The sequence below is a fragment of the Dechloromonas sp. ARDL1 genome, from assembly GCF_051122455.1.
Classification (GTDB): Bacteria; Pseudomonadota; Gammaproteobacteria; order Burkholderiales; family Rhodocyclaceae; genus Azonexus.
Window position 1 is genome coordinate 1,191,068 of sequence record NZ_CP168939.1, and the last position, 21,096, is coordinate 1,212,163.

Annotated in this window: 23 protein-coding genes and 2 tRNA genes; 10 read left to right on the forward strand and 15 right to left on the reverse strand. The window is 58.1% G+C overall.

What is annotated here, in order from left to right:
- Positions 1 to 22: 22 nt before the first annotated feature.
- On the reverse strand, positions 23 to 655 hold the full coding sequence (locus AB6Q56_RS05820) for a hypothetical protein (RefSeq protein ID WP_434516153.1): 633 nt from the start codon (positions 653 to 655) through the stop codon (positions 23 to 25).
- A 34-nt stretch (positions 656 to 689) separates the two neighbouring features.
- Positions 690 to 2,816: a peptidase domain-containing ABC transporter gene (locus tag AB6Q56_RS05825; protein WP_434516154.1), complete on the reverse strand. Its 2,127-nt coding sequence runs from the start codon at positions 2,814 to 2,816 to the stop codon at positions 690 to 692.
- Between the two features lie 208 nt (positions 2,817 to 3,024).
- Here AB6Q56_RS05825 and AB6Q56_RS05830 point away from each other — a divergent pair.
- Positions 3,025 to 4,151, forward strand: a protein-coding gene (locus AB6Q56_RS05830; RefSeq protein WP_374755713.1) for an IS3 family transposase whose coding sequence is annotated in 2 segments (ribosomal slippage) — positions 3,025 to 3,283 and positions 3,283 to 4,151 — 1,128 coding nt in all. Because the reading frame shifts where the segments join, the coding sequence is not laid out codon by codon here.
- 160 nt (positions 4,152 to 4,311) lie between these two features.
- On the opposite strand, the gene AB6Q56_RS05835 is transcribed toward AB6Q56_RS05830, so the two are convergent.
- From AB6Q56_RS05835 to AB6Q56_RS05850, 4 genes are all read right to left on the reverse strand, one after another.
- Complete coding sequence (locus AB6Q56_RS05835; protein ID WP_434516155.1) at positions 4,312 to 4,644, reverse strand: helix-turn-helix domain-containing protein; 333 nt, start codon at positions 4,642 to 4,644, stop codon at positions 4,312 to 4,314.
- On the reverse strand, positions 4,644 to 5,699 hold the full coding sequence (locus AB6Q56_RS05840) for a replication initiation factor domain-containing protein (RefSeq protein ID WP_434516156.1): 1,056 nt from the start codon (positions 5,697 to 5,699) through the stop codon (positions 4,644 to 4,646). Before AB6Q56_RS05840 ends, AB6Q56_RS05835 begins: the two co-directional genes overlap by 1 nt.
- A 52-nt stretch (positions 5,700 to 5,751) precedes the next feature.
- Complete coding sequence (locus AB6Q56_RS05845; protein ID WP_434516157.1) at positions 5,752 to 6,141, reverse strand: hypothetical protein; 390 nt, start codon at positions 6,139 to 6,141, stop codon at positions 5,752 to 5,754.
- 759 nt (positions 6,142 to 6,900) lie between these two features.
- On the reverse strand, positions 6,901 to 7,878 hold the full coding sequence (locus tag AB6Q56_RS05850; protein WP_205231579.1) for an IS5 family transposase: 978 nt from the start codon (positions 7,876 to 7,878) through the stop codon (positions 6,901 to 6,903).
- Between the two features lie 72 nt (positions 7,879 to 7,950).
- On the opposite strand from AB6Q56_RS05850, the gene AB6Q56_RS05855 reads away from it, so the two are divergent.
- Positions 7,951 to 8,730, forward strand: coding sequence for an acyltransferase family protein (locus AB6Q56_RS05855; protein ID WP_434516158.1), 780 nt, complete (start codon positions 7,951 to 7,953; stop codon positions 8,728 to 8,730).
- 301 nt (positions 8,731 to 9,031) lie between these two features.
- Here AB6Q56_RS05855 and AB6Q56_RS05860 read toward each other — a convergent pair whose 3' ends face one another.
- The gene (locus AB6Q56_RS05860; RefSeq protein ID WP_434515924.1) at positions 9,032 to 10,057 is read right to left on the reverse strand and encodes an IS110 family transposase; all 1,026 of its coding nucleotides are present in this window, start codon (positions 10,055 to 10,057) and stop codon (positions 9,032 to 9,034) included.
- 703 nt (positions 10,058 to 10,760) lie between these two features.
- Between AB6Q56_RS05860 and AB6Q56_RS05865 the strand changes: the two genes are divergently transcribed.
- Positions 10,761 to 10,837, forward strand: a tRNA-Arg gene (locus AB6Q56_RS05865).
- Between the two features lie 100 nt (positions 10,838 to 10,937).
- Here the strand turns inward: AB6Q56_RS05865 and AB6Q56_RS05870 are convergent.
- Both AB6Q56_RS05870 and AB6Q56_RS05875 read right to left on the reverse strand, forming a co-directional pair.
- On the reverse strand, positions 10,938 to 11,132 hold the full coding sequence (locus AB6Q56_RS05870; protein WP_434516159.1) for a hypothetical protein: 195 nt from the start codon (positions 11,130 to 11,132) through the stop codon (positions 10,938 to 10,940).
- 30 nt (positions 11,133 to 11,162) lie between these two features.
- A complete protein-coding gene (locus AB6Q56_RS05875; protein ID WP_434516160.1) occupies positions 11,163 to 11,327 on the reverse strand; it encodes a hypothetical protein in 165 nt (54 codons plus the stop codon).
- Between the two features lie 369 nt (positions 11,328 to 11,696).
- Here AB6Q56_RS05875 and AB6Q56_RS05880 point away from each other — a divergent pair, with 369 nt between their 5' ends.
- The 5 genes from AB6Q56_RS05880 to AB6Q56_RS05900 all read left to right on the forward strand — a co-directional run bounded on the left by AB6Q56_RS05880 (position 11,697) and on the right by AB6Q56_RS05900 (position 15,918).
- A complete protein-coding gene (locus tag AB6Q56_RS05880) occupies positions 11,697 to 12,173 on the forward strand; it encodes a 4Fe-4S dicluster domain-containing protein (protein ID WP_434516161.1) in 477 nt (158 codons plus the stop codon).
- Positions 12,174 to 12,185: 12 nt separating this feature from the next.
- Positions 12,186 to 14,033: an aldehyde ferredoxin oxidoreductase family protein gene (locus tag AB6Q56_RS05885; RefSeq protein WP_434516162.1), complete on the forward strand. Its 1,848-nt coding sequence runs from the start codon at positions 12,186 to 12,188 to the stop codon at positions 14,031 to 14,033.
- Positions 14,034 to 14,104: 71 nt separating this feature from the next.
- A complete protein-coding gene (locus AB6Q56_RS05890) occupies positions 14,105 to 15,364 on the forward strand; it encodes an NAD(P)/FAD-dependent oxidoreductase (protein ID WP_434516163.1) in 1,260 nt (419 codons plus the stop codon).
- A 4-nt stretch (positions 15,365 to 15,368) separates the two neighbouring features.
- On the forward strand, positions 15,369 to 15,620 hold the full coding sequence (locus AB6Q56_RS05895) for a MoaD/ThiS family protein (protein ID WP_434516164.1): 252 nt from the start codon (positions 15,369 to 15,371) through the stop codon (positions 15,618 to 15,620).
- Positions 15,621 to 15,714: 94 nt separating this feature from the next.
- Entirely contained in the window at positions 15,715 to 15,918 is a 204-nt protein-coding gene (locus AB6Q56_RS05900) for a hypothetical protein (protein ID WP_434516165.1), read from the forward strand.
- Here AB6Q56_RS05900 and AB6Q56_RS05905 read toward each other — a convergent pair.
- Positions 15,915 to 16,097, reverse strand: a complete 183-nt coding sequence (locus AB6Q56_RS05905; RefSeq protein ID WP_295007317.1) for a hypothetical protein — start codon at positions 16,095 to 16,097, stop codon at positions 15,915 to 15,917. The genes AB6Q56_RS05900 and AB6Q56_RS05905 overlap by 4 nt on opposite strands.
- 236 nt (positions 16,098 to 16,333) lie before the next feature.
- Between AB6Q56_RS05905 and AB6Q56_RS05910 the strand changes: the two genes are divergently transcribed.
- Complete coding sequence (locus AB6Q56_RS05910; RefSeq protein ID WP_434516166.1) at positions 16,334 to 17,104, forward strand: TIGR02281 family clan AA aspartic protease; 771 nt, start codon at positions 16,334 to 16,336, stop codon at positions 17,102 to 17,104.
- Positions 17,105 to 17,174: 70 nt separating this feature from the next.
- On the opposite strand, the gene mobA is transcribed toward AB6Q56_RS05910, so the two are convergent.
- From mobA to AB6Q56_RS05925, 3 genes are read right to left on the reverse strand one after another with little or no spacing between them, the layout of a single operon-like run.
- Positions 17,175 to 17,789, reverse strand: coding sequence for a molybdenum cofactor guanylyltransferase MobA (mobA, locus tag AB6Q56_RS05915; protein ID WP_434516167.1), 615 nt, complete (start codon positions 17,787 to 17,789; stop codon positions 17,175 to 17,177).
- Positions 17,789 to 18,163, reverse strand: a complete 375-nt coding sequence (locus AB6Q56_RS05920; protein ID WP_434516168.1) for a DsrE family protein — start codon at positions 18,161 to 18,163, stop codon at positions 17,789 to 17,791. The genes mobA and AB6Q56_RS05920 overlap by 1 nt, the downstream gene beginning before the upstream one ends.
- Positions 18,156 to 18,590 carry a glycine cleavage system protein H gene (locus AB6Q56_RS05925; protein ID WP_434516169.1) on the reverse strand — a complete coding sequence of 145 codons (435 nt, stop codon included), beginning with the start codon at positions 18,588 to 18,590 and terminating at the stop codon, positions 18,156 to 18,158. Before AB6Q56_RS05925 ends, AB6Q56_RS05920 begins: the two co-directional genes overlap by 8 nt.
- Before the next feature lie 187 nt (positions 18,591 to 18,777).
- On the opposite strand from AB6Q56_RS05925, the gene AB6Q56_RS05930 reads away from it, so the two are divergent.
- Positions 18,778 to 18,996: a YdcH family protein gene (locus AB6Q56_RS05930; protein WP_434516170.1), complete on the forward strand. Its 219-nt coding sequence runs from the start codon at positions 18,778 to 18,780 to the stop codon at positions 18,994 to 18,996.
- Between the two features lie 106 nt (positions 18,997 to 19,102).
- Here the strand turns inward: AB6Q56_RS05930 and AB6Q56_RS05935 are convergent.
- Positions 19,103 to 19,198, reverse strand: a tRNA-Sec gene (locus AB6Q56_RS05935).
- Positions 19,199 to 19,203: 5 nt separating this feature from the next.
- Positions 19,204 to 21,096 (reverse strand): selenocysteine-specific translation elongation factor, encoded by a 1,893-nt coding sequence (gene selB / locus AB6Q56_RS05940; protein ID WP_434516171.1) that lies wholly within the window; start codon positions 21,094 to 21,096, stop codon positions 19,204 to 19,206.

Here is a 21,096-nt window from a genome sequence, read left to right on the forward strand (position 1 = left end):
CCTTGATTAACGCACTTTGCATTTAATATTGCGGACAACCCCAATTCATTTGCCCATATAACTTGGCTTGCTGCTCATTTTTTACAAAGCATTGTTGATGGGTAATCATGCTGAAGACACGACCAGCAGTACAACTCCGCCCATCACCGGTCGTACTCTCATTCTCAATAGCTAGTTCGTAATACCTTACGGCCTCCTGGCAGGCTGGGTGTTTCGGATCAAAATCTGGGCGTGCATCGAAAACTCTTCGATACGCATAGTCGGCCTGAAATCTTGATAGTGTGATTTTGTCCAATGGACCATTACTGTTTAGGTTAATGATCTCTCTCAGAAAGCTCTGTCCCAGTTCCCTTCGTGCAGCCATCGCCCGGCATAAATTGCCATAACGCAAATGCCCACAGCCCCAGTTCCAATATTCCAACTTCATGCACTCATACAAATAGCTCGCTGCAAACTGTTTTTTCAACTCCCAATCACCCGCTAGAGCTTTTGCCTCTAACAAATCGATTTCTTCACGACTCGGAACCTCGATTGGGTCGGGGATGATTCCAATCCGCAAACTGTAGTGATCACAAAATGCCAGTCTTGGCTGAACAAAAAAGCTAATCGCCAAGAAAGAAAATACCCATACAAACCGCTTGATTTTGATTTTCATACCGCGAATCACTCTTCACTCTGAATGTTGGGCATCATTGCTGTTCTAATACATCCATTTGCCTGATTACATTCATCCCAAGTTCAATCACCTCATCCACCATCAATCCCCGCGGAATCTGATGGGTAATGAATAACATCGTCACCTTGCCCTTGAGCTTATTGATCGTCCTAGCGAAGTGTTCAGCCGTCTGCTGATCCAGGTTCGATACCGCTTCATCGAAGACCAGAATCTTCGGCCGCTTGAGCAGCGCCCTAGCGATAGCAATCCGCTGCCGCTGCCCACCAGATAGCCCTGTTCCGCGTTCCCCTATCTCTGTCTGATATCCGTCATTGAGTGTCTCGATCACCTCGTGAATCTCCGCCGCCTTGCAGGCCTGGATCACATCCTCGAAGCTGGCATGCGGATGCGCCATGACCAGGTTGTCGTAGAGGGTGCCGGCGAAGAGTACGGTTTCTTGGGGGACGACGCCGAAAGTAGTTCTCAGTTCGTTGGCGGCGAGGTGGCGGATGTCCTTGCCATCGAGATTGATCTGACCTTCGTTCGGCTGATAGAAGCCGAGCAGCAGTTTGGCCAGGGTGCTCTTGCCGCAGCCGGACGGCCCCATCAGCACGCTCAGGTAGCCAGGTTTGAGGGCCAAGTTCAGATTGCGGTAAAGCCAGGGGTGATGTTCCGAATATCGGAAGGCAAGATGACAGAGGTCGATTCTTCCAGGGCCTTGGTTTTCTCGGGTTGGGGTGAGCGTATGCGGTTCCTGCGGCATGTCGAGAATGTCGCCGAGGCGTTTGACGGCGATGTTGGCTTGCTGGAACTCCTGCCACAGGCCAACGAGTCTCAAGAGCGGTTGGCTCATTCTTCCCGCGAACATCTGGAAGGCGACCAGCATGCCGACCGTGAAGCCGTCGTTCTGCATGACCAGCAAGGCGCCGACGATCAGGATAGCTAGGGTCATCACCTGTTCCAGACCATTGCTGATCACGTTGTAGGTATTGCCGACCTGCTTGGTCGAGAAACCAGCAGCAAGGTATTGGGCAAGGTAGTCGCCGTATTTCCGGTCGATGTCGGCTTCCATCTGGAGTGATTTGACGGTGGCCATGCCCGAGACGTATTCGGTGAGAAATGCCTGATTTCTGGCGCCGAGCATGAACTGATGATTGAGCTTGTCGCGGAACAGCGGGGCGACGAGAAAGCTGATGAAGGCAATGCTGCCGAGCAGGCCGACAGCGATCAGCGAGAGTTGCCAGCTATAGGCGAACATCACGGCCAGGAAGATGAGCAGAAAGGGGAAATCGAGGATCAGGGTAACGGCGGCGCCGGAGACGAATTCGCGGATGGTTTCGACGCCGTGCAGGCGGGCGACCAGCGTGCCGGTGGGGCGATTCTCGAAATACGGAAGCGGCAAGCGCAGCAGGTGACGGAAGACCTGGCTGCCGAGCACGGCGTCGATGCGATTGCCGGTATGCAGCACCAAATATTGACGCAGCCAGGTCATGCCGCTGGTGAACAGCATGAACATGACGAGTGCCACGCCAAGGACGACGAGAGTGCTGTGCGTTTGATGGACGACAACTTTGTCGATGATGACCTGGGTAAAGAGCGGGGTGGCAAGACCAACCAACTGGATAGCCAGACTGGCGAGCAGGACATCACGCCAGATGGTTTTGTGCTTGAGTAGCTCGGGAACGAACCAACGAAAGCCGAAGGATTTGGTTTCAGCCTCGAAACCGGGAATGGCCTCTTCCTTGGCCTGCGCTTCGCGGGCGACGAGGATCAGTTCGGGGTCGAACTGGAGTTTGGCTTCGTCGGCGGTGATCGTTGCAGGCGTTTGCGAACCGGCCCGGAAGTAGAGCAGTTTGTGGCCGTCTGTCTTGAGGATAAGGACCGGGAGGGCTTTGCCCCCGGTCTGGGACTCCGTTTCCGGGATAGCGCGCAGAAAGGCGATGGCTGGAAGGGGAAGTGCTTGCCATTCCGCAGGGTGAGTGCCTTGCCCGGTTTTGAATCCCAAGGCACGAGCCGCTTCATGGAAGGTGGCAAGGCTATGCGGCGGCGGAAATTCCTGCTCGATCAGCTTGGGATCGAAGGGAATGCGATAGAGATTGCACAGGCTGCCGAGCAGCCATAGCAATTCCGGATACCCCAACTCTCCCCGTGATGTTTGCATTGCCCAAACTTGTTTTTATGAAGATTGGGCATTCTGCGGTCAGGCCGATGCCAGGTCAATATCGCCAATGGCATAGATAGTGCTCGCCGGGCCTGACAACTTGATCCGCTCAGCTTGATTAGAGGTGGTTCCGCGAATCCGGACATCGAGTTAAGTGAAATCTCTGCTTCAATGGGCGATGGAAATCGCCTGCCTAGGAGCAGAAGCAATGAGAAGACCCCGCCGTAACCACACAGCCGCCTTCAAGGCCAAAGTGGCGATTGCCGCCCTCAAGGGCGATGAGACGCTGGCTGCGTTAGCAGAGAAGTTTGACGTTCATCCGAATCAGATTACGCAATGGAAGACACAATTGCTCGAGAACGCCTCGGGTGTCTTTGCGACGGCTGCCGAGAAGCAGGCGGCCACGCCGGACCTGAAGGATTTGCATGCAAAGATAGGCCAGCAGGCGTTGGAGATTGATTTTTTGGCCGTCGCGCTCGGTCGCATCGGCGATGCGAGCGCAAAACGATGATCGACAAGGCCCACGATCTGCCTGTCGTCAGGCAAGTCCAGTTACTTGAGCTTTCGCGTTCTTCTGTCTATTACCAGCCGCAGCCCACATCCGAAATCGATTTGATGCTGATGCGGCGGATTGATGAACTGCACCTGGAGCATCCCTTTGCCGGTGCGCGGATGTTGCGCGATATGCTCAAGCTCGAAGGCCATGAAATCGGTCGCAAACATGTCGGTACGCTGATGAAGAAGCTCGATATCCAGGCCATCTACCGCAAGGCCAACACCAGTCGGCGCAACCAGGCACACCGCATCTATCCCTACCTGCTGCGCGGCCTTGCCATCGAGCGTCCGAATCAGGTCTGGGCCATGGATACGACCTACATCCCGATGCGCCGGGGCTTCGTCTATCTGAGCGCGGTGCTTGATTGGGCAACCCGTCGGGTGCTGAGTTGGCGCCTGTCGAACAGCCTGACGGCTGATCCCTGCGTCGATGCTCTGGAAGAGGCCATCATGAAGTATGGCCGACCGGAAATCATGAACACAGACCAGGGCAGCCAATTCACCAGTTCGGCCTTCATTGGCTTGCTTCAGGAGCACAGCATTCAGGTCAGCATGGATGGCAAGGGCTGCTGGCGCGATAACGTATTCGTCGAACGCCTCTGGAAATCGGTCAAGTACGAGGAGATTTACCTGCACGGCTACGACACCGTTTCCGAGGTCCGACAGGCGCTGGCCCGCTACTTCGATTTTTACAATCGTCGTCGCCCGCACTCAACGCTTGACGGGCAAACCCCGGATACGGCTTACTTCAACCAGCCGCTGCTCGCCGCAGCGGCTTAACCCGCAGAGAACTCACTTAAGAAAACCAAATTTCTGTCCAACTGCGCGGGGCCACCTCTCGTTGCCTTGTGGGCTTGTTCTTTCAGCCATCTAACAACCGCTTCGTTCCATGTCCGGCGGGGTCTATCACCCAGTTTAGAAACTCGCCATAACTCGGCCTTCAGGTTGTCGTGAAACTCTTGCGCAAGGGCTTTTGTTTCAGTCCCAGTAGATCGGCGTATTCGCTTGCCGTTTGGCGCGACAACGTCGACCCACCAGGTGTTACTGCGTTTGAAAAGTGGCATGGTTCTAACTCCTTTCTAAAGGCCACTTGCAACGCTTGCCTAGGTAGAGCGTAGAGCGAGCGAAGCCAATCGGCAAGATCAACATCGATGAATACCCAGGAGCGTCCAGCCTTAGCTCCGGGCAATAATCCTGATTTCGCACGCCGACGAACTTCTTCGGGGTGCATTTTCAAAAACGAAGCGGCTTCGTGGAGTGTGAGGGTCTGCATCACACTTCTCCGGGAATGGCGTGATTAATACGGGTTGGAATCCCCTCAACAGCCAATGTCTCGACGATATCGAGAGGGGGCATTCCCTGTATCTTCCAAAGCGTCCAGATCAGCTTGCCGTAGCTTTTCCTACAGTATTCAGTAAGAACGTCCAGGCCGATTAATGTGGATTTCGTTGCGGTTTCGATACGAGATTGGCGTTGATTGATCCATGCTGTAGCGGGATACGCTGCAGATAGGTATTGGGATGGGGTAAGCAAGAGCCTGAGAGGAAGCTCCCGATCTTTGTTGTGCAGTTCCAACTCCCAGCGAACCCAGGGACTATCAACTTGCCCTAGTTCCTTGCCCTTCTCGTAGATTCGAAGCAACTTCCCGTTTTTACGCTGGCCTACGTAAAGTGTTTTCCCTTTGCCTGAGCCGAAGTCATCCAAAAAACGGCCGCTCGGAGGATGTCCCCGGCCAGCGTGAAACTCTCCGGCTTCAAACCACTTTCGCGCTGTCTCGAGGGAGATTCTTCCGAGATAGTCGTCGTGTGCGAGATCAATGCGGGTTATGCGCGCTTTGCGGTCATCAAGAAAGTCATAGACAGCCAACCAATCTTTGACAACGCTGCAACCCTCGCCGGAGAGCGAAACTAGCGACGTTCCGCCTACTGATTTGCCGCCAGTTGCGAATATTCCATAACCGTCACCAAGCTCCCACGATTGCTCATAGTTGAGATGTCCCTTGTGGCGGTTAGCTCCAATTCCGAATCCAAATCCTTTTTGAAGTGCGATATCGAAATCCATTAGGCCGCTATTTCCTGTCAGCTTGAAAGGAAACGTGAAATTCAGCCAATCGATAAAGGCGATGTGGAAGTTTGGAGCGTTTGAATGATTTTCCCCCCGTATTACCTGATGGGGGGATAGTGCATCCACAACCGCTTTCCCGTTCTCACAGGCTGCAGTTCCGGCCTCGTTTGGCTGTACGGTTGCCGCTTGCGCGGCAATCCGTGCAGCCAGCCCGAGGCCGGTGCTTTCATTTGTGTCGTCTGGGTGCGGGGGTGGGTAATCCATACCCCTAAGAGTAAGGGGTGTTGAGAACCCGTGTCAAGGGGTTTTGGTACCCCTATGCGACTTCGCGTCGTTGGGCTTTCAGTTCGTCGCTCTTAAGCTCGCCGCTGACAGCCTTCCAGAAGCTGCCAATTTTCTTAGCGATGGTGTAACCAATCGAGCGCTCGGCACTGGGGCCTTCGTCCGGGAAGAATTCGCGGATATTGATTCCGAGGATTTCTTCGTACTTTCGAATTGTTCGTTTGTTGTGAATTAGTACCAGTGGTTTCCATCCGACCTGGTCTCCGATGTGGAGCATGCCTATTGCAGCCTCCAGCTCATCAAACTGGCCGGTAAATCGGGCAAATGCTTCGCGCTCAATGTCATAGAGTTGAATGGCGCGTTCGCTATTAGGTGGTGTGAGCTTGTGCCGGTTTTTCTGGATTTCAGCGTAGGTAAGTGCCATGTTTGGGTGCCCTTTTGACTAAGTTGCAACGATATTCCATTAAAGGGTATTCATCAACCCTTTGGGTTTCGGCAGCATACGGCCATAACCCGCCTCTCAGGCTTTCAAGAGCCACGGCAGCTAAAGGCTGGTAGCGGAAGTACGAATTCAAGTAGACTACAACTGCCCGGCGATCACCTGACGTACGCGCCATCCGCGAACCTACCACTAAAAGGAACGCTACTGACAAATTCGTACACCAAGGCGTGTCCGCCCGCCAGTGCCTCGCAACCTGGAGCCAGAAATACCTGCTTCCGAACGTGCAGGGCATTGGCGATTGGATCAAGCAAGAGGGCGAAAGAGCCTCACCCAGTGAGGTTTCGGGGGCACAAGCACCATCCATATGAGAAAATGCCCCCTTAGCCACAAGGCATAACGCTAGAGAGAGGCAGTATGCAGGGAAGTTCAAGAATCGACTTCGCCAACACTTTGCGCGGATTTGCGGCGCTGGCGGTTGTCATCTCACACTACTACGGCGTTTTCTGGTCAAGTCGCGCAGCAGTCGAAGCCATTACGAACGCCCCAGCCCTCCCGTTAGAGACCCATGCGATACCGGGATACATATCGTGGCTCCATATTTTCCCGATATTCAATTGGGGAGCTTATGGACTCTCTGAACAACCGGCCATTTACTGGTAGGTCGTCATAAAAGCGATGAGAAATAGGCGATTTTCGACCGTTGACCGGGAAATCCAGGGAGTTTTCCCTGTATTTCACGTTTCACGGGCGCACCTCGCCCAGCAAGGGCAACAATCGCTTGCGCGCCATCCACAAATTGGCCAGCGCAAACAACGTCACGATTTGCCCGGTATTCTTCGCCAGACCACGGTAGCGAACTTTCACAAAGCCAAACTGGCGCTTCACTACTCGGAACGGATGTTCGACAATTGCCCGCACCGAGGACAGCATCCGATTGAACGCTTTCTGCTCCACAGTCAGCGTGCCGCCAGCCGGCTTCTTGGTCGGTGTCAGAACAGACAGATTGCCTTCCTTCTGGAACGCGTCAATCGTCCGGTTCTTCTTGTGATAGCCGCGATCACCGAGCGCAATGGCTTCTTCCCCGTGCAGGCACTTCTCCATCATCGCAATGTCGGCGACCTTGGCCGTCGTGCATTCAACGGTATGTATCAAGCCGCTGTCGGCATCGACGCCAATGTGCGCCTTCATGCCGAAGTGCCACTGATTGCCCTTCTTGGTCTGCGTCATTTCCGGATCGCGCTTCTTGTCTTCGTTCTTCGTCGAACTCGGTGCTGCAATCAGCGTGGCATCGACCACCGTACCGCGCTTCATCGACAGGCCTTTCTCCGACAGCACGGCATTGACCTCGGCAAAGATCGCCACCGCCAGGTCATGCTTCTCCAGCAGATGACGGAAGCGAAGAATCGTACTTTCGTCCGGCATCACGTCTTCGAAGGCATCCAGTCCGGCAAAGCGACGCAACAACGGAACATCGTGCAGTGCTTCTTCCATTGCTGGGTCGGAGTAACCAAACCATTGCTGCAAGAAGTGAATCCGCAACATCGTGCCCAACGGCATCGGCGGACGACCGTTTCCCTTCTTCGGATAGAACGGCTCGATCAGCGCCTCAAGACGCGACCACGGCACCACTGTTTCCATCTCCGCCAGGAACACTGCCTTGCGGGTTTGCTTGCCGGCTTTCGGCAAAAATCCCGTCTCAGCCAAGCTCAGTTGCTTCATCAGATTCATCTGCCTCACCAACTCAATGACAATGCCGTCATTTTCTCAAATTGCGCTGCATGATGGGCGCTTATGCAGAGTTTCCCTTATGGTGTGGCCCTGTTTTTTATTATCAGCGGCTTTGTTATTCCTTTTTCCCTACAAAAAATGAGTTGGGTTGGCTTCTCAATCAACCGAATCCTGAGAATCATGCCAACATACTTTGTTGGCTTTAGTGTCACCCTTCTGGCGATAATGATAAGCAGCGAGTACTTCTCAAAAGAATGGCCATTCAGCATCCGAGAAGTACTGATTCACTATATCCCCGGAATCCGGGACATCATGTGGTCAAGGGGAATTGATGGCATCGTATGGACGCTGGAAATCGAGATGAAGTTTTATGTCGTATGCGCGTTATTGATCGTTTGGTTCCGGCAGCAATCCCTTAAAGTGTTCTTCGCCCCGGTGGCACTCTTCGCGTTCGCGCTCTACCTTAACAGGATGATTCCTGTTTGGGGCAACACAAACGCATCTGCTTGGCAACTTGCGATGACATACATGACCGTATCGCAATACGTGATCTACATGTTCATTGGCGTGTTGTTTCACTACCTCTATCGAGGAAAGATAGATGCCAACAAGGCCTATCTTGGTATCGGAGGATTGTTCGCAATGTTCTGCATTCACTGGTGGGCAGGACCTTATTCGGTGAACCTCGGGGTGGCTTGGAGCTATGCATTCGCACTTTTGACGTTCACATTTTCGTACTCATTCCCGAACCTATTCAAATCAAATCGTGTATTTGATTTTCTTGCTGACATTAGCTACCCTACAAGGGCTTCCCCATTCTCTGCAAGCGTTCTGAAGTTTTAACGTTTCATTCCTGATCCTGTTCAATATCTGTTCATCGAACCCTGCCGTATCGGTGAGAGAGAAGGTGAAGGACTGCGGTACTACAACCGGTCATCTTGGGCGTTTGCCCGGACCCTGATGAAAGACGCGCGCGGGGGCCTCATTCGTTAGCCGAGAGTGACTTCCTCTCCTGGAGCTAATCAGGCGCTCCCCGCGCGGGTCCAACCCGCTTCACATCAACGTGGCAGTGCTTCGCTGGGCTTGGGCTGCCAGCGATCAGCCGGTGATTCCTTTCCTGTTTTTCTATCGACGCTTTTGCTGTTCAGGCAGTTTCTTCGATTGGTCGATAATCCTCGCCGTAGTGCAATATCGCCCAGGCCAGCCGCAGGTTCTTGGCGGCGATGGCGACCGCCGCTTTCCAGTAGCCGCGTCGTTCAACCAGGTTTCTGGCCCAACGACTGAACCGGTCCTGCTTCTCGCCGAGTCCGGCAAGAACGGCGCGGGCACCCATAACGAGCAGGCTGCGCAGGTAGGCATCACCGGCCTTGGTGATCCTGCCCAGCCGGGCTTTGCCGCCACTGCTGTATTGACCGGGCACCAGCCCGGCCCAGGCGGCGAGTTGCCGGCCGTTCTTGAAGTCATGCCCACCACCGAGACTGGCGACCAGCGCACTGGCTGTGGTCGGACCGATGCCGGGGAGTTGCATGAGTTGCCGACTTCTGGCGTCCTGGCGGGCGGCTTCAGCAATGGCCCGGTCGTATTCTTCGATGCGTTCATTGAGGCGGTCAGCGTGTACGAGCAGGTCGCCGACGCAACGATTGGCCCAGCCGGGGAGAGCTTCAAGGTGGGCGCCGATTTCCCGGCGCAGGCGTTCGACTTTCTGCGGCAGAACAATGCCGAACTCGCTGATCAGGCCGCGCAGGCGGTTGTAGAGCGCGGTGCGTTCTTCGATGAAACCTTGCCGGGTGCGGTGCAGGCAGAGGATGGCTTGCTGATCGAGGTCCTTGACCGGGACAAAGCGCATGTTGGGCCGGGTGACGGCTTCGCAGATGGCAGCGGCATCGGCGGCGTCGTTCTTGCCACGCTTGCCGCTCATCCGGTACGGCGCCACGAACTTCGGGGCCATCAACTTCACGGTGTGGCCGTAGCGGCTGAATTCCCTTGCCCAGTGGTGGGCGCCGGAACAGGCTTCCATGCCGATCAGGCAGGGCGGCAGGTGGGCGACCATTTCGAGCAATTGGCCGCGAGCCACCTTGGGCTTGATGAAAACCGCCTTGCCACTCTGGTCAACGCCATGCAAAGCGAATACATTCTTGGCGAGATCGATGCCTACGGTGACAATATTCATGGACTTCCCCTTTCGTGCAAATGATTCAGTGTGGAAACTCAATCATGGCAGCTCACCCTGCCGGCGGCTTCCGCCGCTACTTCGGGACGGGGAAGTCCCTTTCATTCGCTATACGTCATTCACGGTGTCGCTGGATATGTTGCGCTCCGAATTTTTCTTGATATGGGATTTAAGGCTTGGGTGTCCCTCCTGATTGTTACTGCTGCCTGCCTATTCCTGTCATGGTTGCTACATGTTCTGATCGAAAGTCCTTCTCAGAGGCTTGGCAAACAACTGGCGGCAAAATTTACGGGGCGTCGATTAAACACTCCGATGGTTCAGCAGGGAGCGTAACGACCATCACCAAACAAGTGCCTCCGCATAGTTGACGAAACCAAGCGGGCGGCACTCTAACGAGGAAAGTACCAGATCCAAGAACTATTGCCCGATTGCCGTTTAAGGTGATGACCGCTCTCGCTGATTGCAGCCTTACAGCTCGGCGAGGCTAACGGCAGCAACCGCTGCATTGCCGACCTTGGCTGAAAAATCCTGACCGGCAGTTCGGGGCACGGTGCTGTCATTGGGTGTGGTGTGGCAGATTTGTGTCGTAAGTTAGTTGTGCTGGTTTCGAGTGTTGTTGGAGGGCAAGCGTTGAAAGGGCAATTTTTTCGAAAAACTACTAGCCTTTCCGTCTGAAATCCTTATAATGCGCGTCTTTGGCAGCGCGCCCGTAGCTCAGTTGGATAGAGTATCTGGCTACGAACCAGAGGGTCGGGCGTTCGAATCGCTCCGGGCGCGCCAAACCAAAGTGAAATGAGCCACTTCGATTGAAGTGGCTTTTTCATTTCCAGGGCCGGATTTCATGTTTTGGCCGATATATCCCCTACAAAAACAGGGTTTCCTACTCAGGTATCCCCGGCTTCTGGCAATGGGCATCCCTAAATGGCCCCTTGACGATCTGCCAGCCTTCGCCGGGTGATATCTGTGAGCACACCTGATGGTCGGCGGCGGTACTTTGCCATTTGTACCAAGGGGCTGGTCCGGCCCAGAGGGGGGCGGAGGCGAGCAGGGTGGCGAGGATAATGGCGGTTTTCATGGCTTGCCTCGTGTGAGGGGAGGGTATTGCTTACAGCTTACCTGACTGCTTTCGTGCCTGCGCGCGGCTGAGGGATTGCCAGGTTTCGCGTGGGGAGTCCTGTTTGCCGGCCGGGGTGGCGTGGGCGTGCTGCTGCGGTTGCTGTTGCGGCTGGTGGCGTGGTTTCTGGCGACGGTCGAAGGGGGATTTTTCCATGCGCTCTCCCGGTTGTGTTTCAGGTGCGGAGTGCTACGTAAGATTCGTGGCATCACGTTGTTGTTATAGACCCGTGGAGCGTGGTTGGCCAATCATCGCTCATGATGCTGCGTTGCGGCATAACAAGCGTGGCGGCTCTGCGTAAAGTGCTTGAGCAGCGCATTGCTTGGTCTTTTCAGGCTTTACGGGTGTTCAATATTGGAGCAGTTGCGCTGTTCAGGTGCGAAACAACGGTGCCGCGGCAAGCGTGTCGGATTGCATATCGACGAGGCTTGGATAGATGGCACGGGTTTCGCCTCTCAATTTTTTCCGGTTGCGCCGCAAGGTTCAGGCGGCGTGTTGCAAGCAATTCATCATGGAGGAGACGCCATGCAGAAGTCGCTTCACATTGATCCATCCAAATGCACGGGTTGTCTGCAGTGCGAAATGGCGTGTTCCTACGAGCATACAGGCGCCATCAACCCATCCAAGTCACGTATCAAGGTGTTCGACTTCGAGCATGAGGGGCGCAAGGTGCCTTATACCTGCACCCAGTGTTCGGATGCCTGGTGCATGAATGCCTGCCCGGTCGAGGCCATCGTGCTCGATGCGGCGACCGGGGCCAAGGTGGTCAAGGAGGCGACCTGCGTCGGCTGCAAGGTGTGCACCATCGCCTGCCCATTCGGCACGGTGAATTACATGGCCGACCTCGGCAAGGTGCAGAAGTGCGACCTGTGTGGCGGCGATCCGAAGTGTGCCAGCGCCTGTCCGACCGGCGCCATCACCTATGTCGATGCCGACTGGACGGGGCTGGACCGCATGCGTTCCTGGGCGGCCAAGGCCAATACTGCTGCCGTTGCGGCGTAAGGAGGAGAGATCATGGGATGGAACCGTAAAGTCCTGCGCGTGAACCTCACCGCCGGCACCTGCACACCCGAACCGCTGAACATGGCGTGGGCCAACGATTACCTGGGTTCGCGCGGTCTGGCGTCGAAATACCTGGTCGAGGAAATCGACCCCAAGGTCGATCCGCTGTCGCCGGATAACAAGATGATCATGTCGACCGGCCCGCTGACGGGCACCATGGCCTCCACTGGCGGCCGCTACACGGTGGTGACCAAGGGCGCGCTGACCAATGCCATTGCCTGCTCGAATTCCGGCGGCTTTTTCGGGGCCGAGATGAAGTTTGCCGGCTGGGACATGATCATTTTCGAAGGCAAATCGCCGAAGCCGGTGTACCTGTACGTCGAAAACGACAAGGCCGAGCTGCGCGACGCGGCACACCTGTGGGGCAAGACCTGTTGGGAAACCGAGGCGACGATCAAGAAGTCACACCAGGACCCGCTGATCCGCGTGTCGTCGATCGGCGCAGCGGGCGAGAACCAGGTGCTGTTCGCCTGCATCGTCAATGACCTGCACCGTGCTGCCGGCCGTTCCGGGGTGGGCGCGGTGATGGGCTCCAAGAACCTGAAGGCGGTTGCCTTGCGCGGCACCAAGGGCGTTTCGGGCATCAAGGATTTCCCGGCCTTTCTGGCGGCGACCAATGCCGCGAAGAAGGTGCTGGCCGACAATGCGGTGACGGGACAGGGGCTGCCCAAGTACGGCACCCAGGTGTTGATGAACGTAATCAACGAAATGGGAGCCTTGCCGACGCGCAACCACCGCGACGTGCAGTTCGAGGATGCGGGCAAGATTTCCGCCGAGGCCATGCACGAAAAGCGGCCGACCGACGGTAAGCCGCATCTGGTGACCAACGCCGCCTGCTTCGGCTGCACCATCGCCTGTGGGCGGATTTCCAAGATCGACGAAACCCATTTCAGCGTCAAGAACAGCCCGAAATACTGGGGGGCTTCCGGCGGCCTGGAGTACGAGGCGGCCTGGGCGCTGGGCGCGGCGAACGGCGTGGGTGATCTGGAAGCCCTGCAGTACGCCAATCTGCTGTGCAACGAGCACGGGATGGATCCGATCTCCTTCGGCGCCACGGTCGGCGCAGCGATGGAGCTGTACGACCTGGGTATCATCAGCGAGGAACAGATCGGCGTCGATGCCAAGTTCGGTTCGGCCGAGGCGCTGTGCAAACTGGTCGAGATGACGGCGCACGGCGAGGGCTTCGGCAAGGAACTGGCGGTGGGCAGCGCGCGGATGTGCGCCAAGTACGGCCGTCCGGAGCTGTCGATGAGCGTCAAGAGCCAGGAATTCCCGGCTTACGACTCGCGCGGCATCCAGGGCATGGGTCTGACCTATGCGACCTCTAACCGCGGCGCCTGCCACTTGCGTTCCTATACCGTGGCGTCCGAAGTCCTTGGTATCCCGGTCAAGACCGATCCGCTGGTCACCGAAGGCAAGGCCGATCTGGTCAAGGCGTTCCAGGATGCCACGGGCGTCTTCGATGCTGCCGGTATTTGCGTCTTCACTAGCTTCGCCTGGACGCTGGCCGACGTGCAGCCGCAGGTGCAGGCCGCCTGCGAGGGCGACTGGTCGATGGAGAAGCTCAACGAGGTGGGCGAGCGCATCTGGAACATGGAGCGCCAGTTCAATCTGGCGGCCGGCTTCACGGCGGCCGATGACGACCTGCCGCCGCGCCTGAAGACCGAGCCGGCCAAGACCGGCCCGGCTAAGGGGCTGGTCAATGGCATCGACAAGATGAAGCCAGAGTACTACAAGGTGCGCGGCTGGGATGCCAACGGCGTGCCGGAAAAGGCCACGCTGGAGCGCCTGGGTCTGTAGGTGGTTTGTCGAACGAAGCGGGGTTGCGCCAGGCGCCGCCCCGCTTTTCTTTTCCCTGCGGAGAAGCCAACATGAAACACATCATTCTCGGCAACGGCCCGGCAGGCGTGGTTGCCGCTGAAACCCTGCGCCGTGCCGCGCCTGGCGACGACATTTTGTTGGTCGGCAACGAAGCTGAGCCACCGTATTCGCGTATGGCCATTCCCTACCTGCTCGAAGGCAATATCGACGAGTCAGGGACCTACCTGCGCAAGTCGGCCGATCATTTCGACAGCTTGCACATCAGCCAGTATCGGGGCAGGGCGGTGGCGCTCAATACCGACAAGAAGACGGTGCTGTTCGACGACGGTCATTTCGAGGATTACGACCGCCTGCTGATCGCCACCGGATCGCATCCAGTGCGCCCGCCGATTCCCGGTATCGACCTGCCGGAGGTGCAGACCTGCTGGACACTGTCCGACGCCCGCGCCATCGCCCAGCTGGCCAAGCCAGGTTCGCGCGTGCTGCAGCTGGGGGCCGGTTTTATCGGGTGCATCATCATGGAGGCGCTGGCCAAGCGCGGCGCGCAACTGACGGTGGTCGAAGTGGGCGACCGGCTGGTGCCGCGCATGATGACGCCCGAGGCGGGCGGCATGATCAAGCGCTGGGTCGAGAAGCAAGGCGTGCGTGTGCTGACCAGAGCGGGTGTCGAGTTCATTTCCAGAAGCGAATCGGCGCCGCTTACCGTGGCCTTATCGAACGGCGAGAAGCTCGATTGCGATCTGCTCATTGTCGCCGCCGGGGTAGCGCCGAATGTGGCTTTTCTGGAGGGAACGACGGTGCATGTGGCCAAGGGCGTGCTGGTGGACGACACCATGCAGACCTCGGTGCCGGGGGTCTATGCAGCGGGTGACGTGGCCGAGGCGCCGGATCTGTTCAGCGGCCGGCATCTGGTCGCGGCGATCCAGCCCAATGCGGCCGATCAGGCGCGTGTGGCGGCTCTCAACATGGCCGGCGGTGCTGGAAAAAGTGCCGCACGCATGAAGGGCGTGCTGGCGATCAACGTGCTTGATTCGATGGGCATGATCTCGTCGTCGTTCGGCGAATGGCAAGGCGTGCCGGGCGGCGATGGCGTGGAGCAGGCCGACGAGGCCAACGGCCGCTACATCAGCCTGCAGTTCAACGGCGACGTGCTGGTCGGAGCGACCTCGGTTGGGCTGACCGAGCATGTCGGCGCGCTGCGCGGGTTGATTCAGGGCAAGATGAAGCTGGGTGTGTGGAAGCAGAAACTGCTCGAAACGCCGACCCGTTTCGCCGAGGCCTTTATCGCCTGCCAGCGGCCGAACAGTTGAGATCATGCGGGTCACGGTCAAGCTTTATGCCACGCTGAGCGACTATCTGCCGGGGCATGCCAAGAATAATCGGGTTGAGGTCGAAGCCACTGACACTGCGACAGTGACCGAGGTATTGCAGCCGTTTGCACTGCCGTCACGCCTGACGCATCTGGTGCTGGTGAACGGCACATACATTCCGCCTGATGAGCGGGCTGACAAGTGCCTGGCGGAGGGCGACGTGCTTGCAGTCTGGCCGCCGATTGCCGGTGGCTGAGGGCGGCCTGCCGTGGCGCGGGGAGCGCGTCCGACAGATGAGTTGCACGGTGGATGAATTTGCCCGGGCGCTGCGAAATGCGTTCGGGTCAGCCGTGTCGAACGCTCCCGGTGGCTTGCTTCTATCCGGCGAGGAAGCCACCCTGCATTTCGCATTGAGCGAACAGAACCCGCTGCGCATTGCCGCGCTGCAACTAGCCACCCTGCGGGTGGAAATCAGCGTTGTCGCCGGCGACGAATCGGCGGCGCAACGCCTGTTGGCACAGGTCGACCGGGCGACGCTGCGCGGAGGCGGTTAGGCCTCGATGCGAGAGATGACGACGGCGCTTTGCGGAATCTGATAGTCCGCAGCCAGTTGGGTGCGGGCGATGTCCTCGATGGCCTTGTCCTCGCAGGCGACGAAGTGGCGGGCGCCGCAAAAATCCTGCGGAATGCCGGCACGATCCTGGGTGATGCGGTAGTGCACTTTGACGTTCATTTGCTGTTTACCTTTTATGTGTGTTTTTGATCCTGCGCGCGCAGTCTAGGCGTAATTTGGTGCGACGCAATAAGGGTTTTCCACAGGTTGGGGAGTCGTTTCGGTCGGGGCCAAGCTGCTGTCTGGCTTATAACCTTCGTCATATTTTTTAGGCATGACAAAACGCCGATAATCCGGGTAGGAATTTGGCGCCGAAAGGGCCTGGCGCGGATCGATTGCTGGAATTACAGCCTGGATTGGATACTGAATTGTCATTGTTCGTTGTGGATCGTCGATTGTGCGCTGCCGCCTTGTTGGCAGTCTTGCCGGCTTGGGCGGTGGGTTGCGAGACCTCCTATTTCTCAGCCCGTGACTATGCAAACGAAATTCCCCTGAAGCAGCCAGCCAGGGAATTCGTTTCACTGATGACTGCAGCCCGGAACGGTAACGGGCAAGCGCAGCGCAGCCTGGCCGTGTCATACGAGACAGGTTATCTGGTGGCGCCCTGTAGCAGGAAGGCCGCATATTGGTACGAAAGGGCTGCAGCTTCGGGCGATGTGGTGGCCCGTGAATGGCAGGCCCGGAACAAACGGTTCTCGACGCTGCTTGCCGGGCCGGAGTGCTCGGCAGATGCTTGCCTTGACAGCGATGCGCCAGAAAATCGGACGGCCATCTTGTATGCCAGCACACACCGGGGAGAGCACTATTTCGCGCCGATTACTATCAATGGACAAACCGTCGAAGGGCTGATCGATACCGGCGCATCGGATGTGGCGATGAGCATTGAAAGCGCGCGCCTGTTCGGAATCGATTTTGCGGAAGGAAAGCGCGGCCTCTCGGCAACGGCTGCCGGAAACATTACGACCACCCGTGTGGTGGTTCCACTGGTTGAAGTAGCGGGCGTGAAGTTGCGCAATGTCCGGGTGACCGTGGGGATTACCGGGGCGCCGCTGATCGGCATGAGCTTTCTGAGTCGGGTCGATTTGCTCATGGGTACCGGCGTGCTGGTCATGAAAAAGCGCCAGTAGGCGCTGGGCTGCTGGTGCCAGGAGGGAAACGCTTTCGCCCGAAGGTGCTCAAGGGGTAGTATGCCGGGCGTTACGCTCCCGACTTTTGTGAATAATCCTGGCCTTGGCTGTCGAAACGCTGTAGCTCGTCGCGTGTGTTGATGTTTTCGAAAGCTGAGGCAACGTCGTCGAAGGGAACTTGGACGGTCTTCAGGGTAGCGTACCAGCGCTCGAACTTGCGTTCGCCGCTGTGCAGATAGGCAGTGAGATGCGGCAGGACTTCGCGCCGGCAAAGGCAGAACACCGGGTGTGGCTGGTCGTGGGTGCGGGCAACGGCCAGTTCGGCATCGGCGGCATGCATGGCGCTGGCCAGTCGCGACACGAGGTCGGGCGGCAGAAAGGGGGAGTCGCAGGGGGCCGTGGCAACCCAAGGGTGGGTGGCTGCGGACAGGGCTGCATGCAGGCCGGCCAATGGGCCGGCGAAGTCGGGAATCCGGTCGGCAACGACGCGGTAGCCGAATTTGGCATAGCGTTCTGCATTCCGGTTGGCATTGATGAGCAGTTCATCGACCTGCGGTGCAAGCCGTTCGGCTACCCAAGCGGTCATCGGGCGCCCCTGAAGTTCCTGCAGGCCCTTGTCGACGCCGCCCATGCGCCGGCCCAGTCCGCCTGCCAGAATGACGCCTGTAATGCGTGGATGTGCCATCAATACACCAGTGTTTGCCAATCGGGGGAGAGGGTCCGGGCTACGAAGGCGGTGGCGCCGGCAGCACGGGTTGGGGCGATCAGTGTTTCGCTTTCGCTGAGCCAAGCGGCTCGAGCCATGCCACAGGCAAAGAGCGGGATGTCGGCGGCGACGAGTTCACGCAGGAAGTCGCCGAGAGATTTTTCCTGTTGCTGCCCGGCGTAGAGGCTGTCGGCCACGCCATCGACGAGCAGACGGACGGCCGGCCCGGCAAAGTGGATTTCGACCTCGGCATCAAGCGCGTGTGCGGCCAGGGCATGTACCAGTGGCGTCGGAAGGAGTTCCGGGCGGTCGGTGCTGGCGGTGCACACCAGAATAGCCAGTTTGTCAGTCAAAGCGGGCCTCCGGTTCGATCTTGAGGATGTGCCGGCGGTAGGCAGCGGCATCGATCAGGGTTTGCCGTTCGCTCTCCCAGGCCGTCGGCCTGACGCGCGCCATCCAGCCCGTGCCATAACAGTCCTTGTTCACGCGTGCCGGGTTTTCCTCGGCGTCGTCGTTGCCTTCGAGCAGGATGAAGGAAATCGGCGCATGAACCGCGAGAACGGTCTTGCGACACTCGACGGTACCCATGCCCTTGCCGATGGCGACTTCGGCTCCCTTGGGCTTGCTGGTGAAGGCAATGATCTCGCCGGCGAGAAAGATGCCGAAGCCGGTTGCGCCGAGCAAGGCTTCCCCGTTTTTCTGTAGTTGCACCCACATGTCGTAGCTGGGGCTGTAGAGGCGGTCTTCGGGGATGTTGCCATGAAAGGGGTGGTGAGCCATCTGTCGAGGGAGTGAGCGGGAAGGATGCAGAAGTTTAACCCGAGCCTCCCGGCTCTCGGGGGGGAATGGCGCAAACTCGTACCGACCAACCGAAAAGTTGACACAGCGCAATACCGGTATTCGAAATGATTGCTAGGGTGGAACCGTCTGTTTCCTGACCACTATCAACCTCAACGAGAGTTAGCCTATGTTCCCTGAGTATCGCGACCTGATTACCCAATTGAAAACGACTGACCGCCATTTCCTCAACCTGTTTGATCGACATAACGAACTTGATCAGAAGATCAAGAACATGGAAGCGCATATCGAACACGCAACGCCTATCGAAATCGAGGCATTGAAGAAGGAAAAACTGGTACTCAAGGATGAGTTGTATTCGCTGCTGCGCCGAGCGGCGACTGCCTGAGTGCCCCAAACCCCGCTGCGGCGGGGTTTTTGTTGGCCCCATGATCGAGCGGTATCGGTCGCAGGGACTTTGGTCAGGCGCTTTCTTTTGCCAGGCGGGCTAGAAGTGGCGGAAGAGAGCAGGAGTCGAACCTACCCAAACCTGTCTGACAGGTCTTGCCGGTTTTGAAGACCGGCCGTCCCACCGGGGAACGATCTCTTCCTTTGTTCATGTACCGAATTGCGCCGGATTCCCGCGTAATACGTGGGTATCGCGAACCCGGCGAGTGTAGCCGATCCGGTCGAAGAATTCGAGGATGTGAATGGCAACTTTGCGTCCGCCGCCAATTTCGTCGCGCAGGGGGGCCGCGCGGGCCATACCGTCGCGCTCGTTGATGGCAGCCACGCGTCTGGCCAGATCGGCCACCGCGGATGCCGTGAAATAGTGGTCGTGGGCCACCGGGTAGGCTTCGCCGATGCGGGCGACGCGCTTGAACAGGGCGCGTACGGTGTCTTCGAGGACACCGGTTGCATTGGCCACGTCGCGGACGCGCGGCGGGTTGTACGGGGCGGCATCGAGCAGTGGCTTGAGTGTCTGCCACAGGTCGTGGTCGTCGGCGGCCATTTGGACACGGTGTTCGGGATGGTGCAGCCAGGCATTGGTCTGGGCGATGCGGCCGTCGCCCAGCGGTGCTGCGAGCAATGCATCGAAAACGGCGCGGTCGAGCGTCGGCAGGGTCAGGCGGCGCAGGCGGTCGCGTTCGACCCCGGGCATGTCGGGTGCCCGCATGTGTTCGGTAGCCAGTGCGGCAAGCAGGCGTTCTTCCAGCGCCTGCCAGTTGGTTGCCGAGAAGGCGGTGCTGCCGACCTGCCTGAGGCCGAGCTGGCCTACGATGGCGTGCAGTGCATCGCTGTCGAGATTGCGGTTGAGCGCGTAGAGATCGAGGTCAACGCCCGAGGCGTGCTGGCTGCTGGCCAGTTGCAGGGCCGTCGCCGGGTTGTCGTCGGCCAGCGCGGCGAGCATGGCCAGTCGTTCCGGAGTGCGCTTCTTGCGCGTGGGGGGAAAGATATCGAGCACACGGCCGCCACCGATGGTGTGGCGGGCGGCGGCATCGCGCAGGATGAAACGGTCGCCGGATAGGGCGCCAATATCGCGTTCGAGCGTAATCTGAGCACACTGTTCGTCGCCGGGCGATATTTCGTCGGCTGTGAGCAGGGCGATGCGGGCGGGTACGTCCTCGCCGCCGAGGTGAAGATGAACCTGTGTCCAGTGCTTGAGCTTCGGTTGGCCGGGCAGGACGCGGATCATGGCGTCGAAACGGCGAATCGGGGCATGAAGCCGGGGGGCAAGCAGCCACATGCCGCGCGCGACGTCGGCTTTCTCGATGCCAGCCAGCGCCAGCGCAATGCGTTGGCCGGCGCAACCGGTATCTGCCGTGGTGTCCTGGACGCGCAGGCTGCGGACACGGACGGATTTGGCAGGGGGGGAGAGGAGCAGCGTATCGCCGGTGTGCACCGCGCCCGAAAACGCCGTTCCGGTGACAACCGTTCCGGCGCCGGAGAGCGTGAAGCAGCGGTCGATAGCAAGGCGGAAGCCGCCTTGCCGGCTTCTGGTGCCGAGTTGTCCTGCCTGTTGGTCGAGATAGGTACGTAGATCAGCGATGCCCTCGCCGGTCACCGCCGCGACCGGAAAAAGCGGGGCGTCCATGAGCATGGTGTCGGCGAGCAGATAGGCGATTTCAGCCTTGACCAGTGTCAGGCGTTCGGGCGATACGCTGTCGATCTTGGTCAGTGCGACGGCACCGTTGCGGATGCCGAGTAGTTCGATGATATCGAGATGCTCGCGGGTCTGCGGCATGGGGCCGTCATCGGCGGCGATGACAAGGAGAGCGAAATCAATGCCGGTTGCGCCGGCCAGCATGTTGTGGATGAGCTTCTCGTGGCCCGGTACGTCGATGAAGCCAAGTCGGTCACCGTCAGGCAGTGGGGCATAGGCATAGCCGAGATCGAGGGTGATGCCGCGCGCCTTTTCTTCCTTTAGACGGTCGCAGTCAACGCCGGTCAGTGCCTTGACCAGTGTGGTCTTGCCATGGTCGATGTGGCCCGCGGTACCGATGATCAT

Coding starts and splice junctions, on each gene's coding strand:
- AB6Q56_RS05820 (WP_434516153.1), bottom strand. CDS start 655: ATGAAAATCAAAATCAAGCGGTTTGTATGGGTATTTTCTTTCTTGGCG.
- AB6Q56_RS05825 (WP_434516154.1), bottom strand. CDS start 2,816: ATGCAAACATCACGGGGAGAGTTGGGGTATCCGGAATTGCTATGGCTG.
- AB6Q56_RS05835 (WP_434516155.1), bottom strand. CDS start 4,644: ATGCAGACCCTCACACTCCACGAAGCCGCTTCGTTTTTGAAAATGCAC.
- AB6Q56_RS05840 (WP_434516156.1), bottom strand. CDS start 5,699: ATGGATTACCCACCCCCGCACCCAGACGACACAAATGAAAGCACCGGC.
- AB6Q56_RS05845 (WP_434516157.1), bottom strand. CDS start 6,141: ATGGCACTTACCTACGCTGAAATCCAGAAAAACCGGCACAAGCTCACA.
- AB6Q56_RS05850 (WP_205231579.1), bottom strand. CDS start 7,878: ATGAAGCAACTGAGCTTGGCTGAGACGGGATTTTTGCCGAAAGCCGGC.
- AB6Q56_RS05855 (WP_434516158.1), top strand. CDS start 7,951: ATGCAGAGTTTCCCTTATGGTGTGGCCCTGTTTTTTATTATCAGCGGC.
- AB6Q56_RS05860 (WP_434515924.1), bottom strand. CDS start 10,057: ATGAATATTGTCACCGTAGGCATCGATCTCGCCAAGAATGTATTCGCT.
- AB6Q56_RS05870 (WP_434516159.1), bottom strand. CDS start 11,132: ATGAAAACCGCCATTATCCTCGCCACCCTGCTCGCCTCCGCCCCCCTC.
- AB6Q56_RS05875 (WP_434516160.1), bottom strand. CDS start 11,327: ATGGAAAAATCCCCCTTCGACCGTCGCCAGAAACCACGCCACCAGCCG.
- AB6Q56_RS05880 (WP_434516161.1), top strand. CDS start 11,697: ATGCAGAAGTCGCTTCACATTGATCCATCCAAATGCACGGGTTGTCTG.
- AB6Q56_RS05885 (WP_434516162.1), top strand. CDS start 12,186: ATGGGATGGAACCGTAAAGTCCTGCGCGTGAACCTCACCGCCGGCACC.
- AB6Q56_RS05890 (WP_434516163.1), top strand. CDS start 14,105: ATGAAACACATCATTCTCGGCAACGGCCCGGCAGGCGTGGTTGCCGCT.
- AB6Q56_RS05895 (WP_434516164.1), top strand. CDS start 15,369: ATGCGGGTCACGGTCAAGCTTTATGCCACGCTGAGCGACTATCTGCCG.
- AB6Q56_RS05905 (WP_295007317.1), bottom strand. CDS start 16,097: ATGAACGTCAAAGTGCACTACCGCATCACCCAGGATCGTGCCGGCATT.
- mobA (WP_434516167.1), bottom strand. CDS start 17,789: ATGGCACATCCACGCATTACAGGCGTCATTCTGGCAGGCGGACTGGGC.
- AB6Q56_RS05925 (WP_434516169.1), bottom strand. CDS start 18,590: ATGGCTCACCACCCCTTTCATGGCAACATCCCCGAAGACCGCCTCTAC.
- AB6Q56_RS05930 (WP_434516170.1), top strand. CDS start 18,778: ATGTTCCCTGAGTATCGCGACCTGATTACCCAATTGAAAACGACTGAC.
- selB (WP_434516171.1), bottom strand. CDS start 21,096: ATGATCATCGGTACCGCGGGCCACATCGACCATGGCAAGACCACACTG.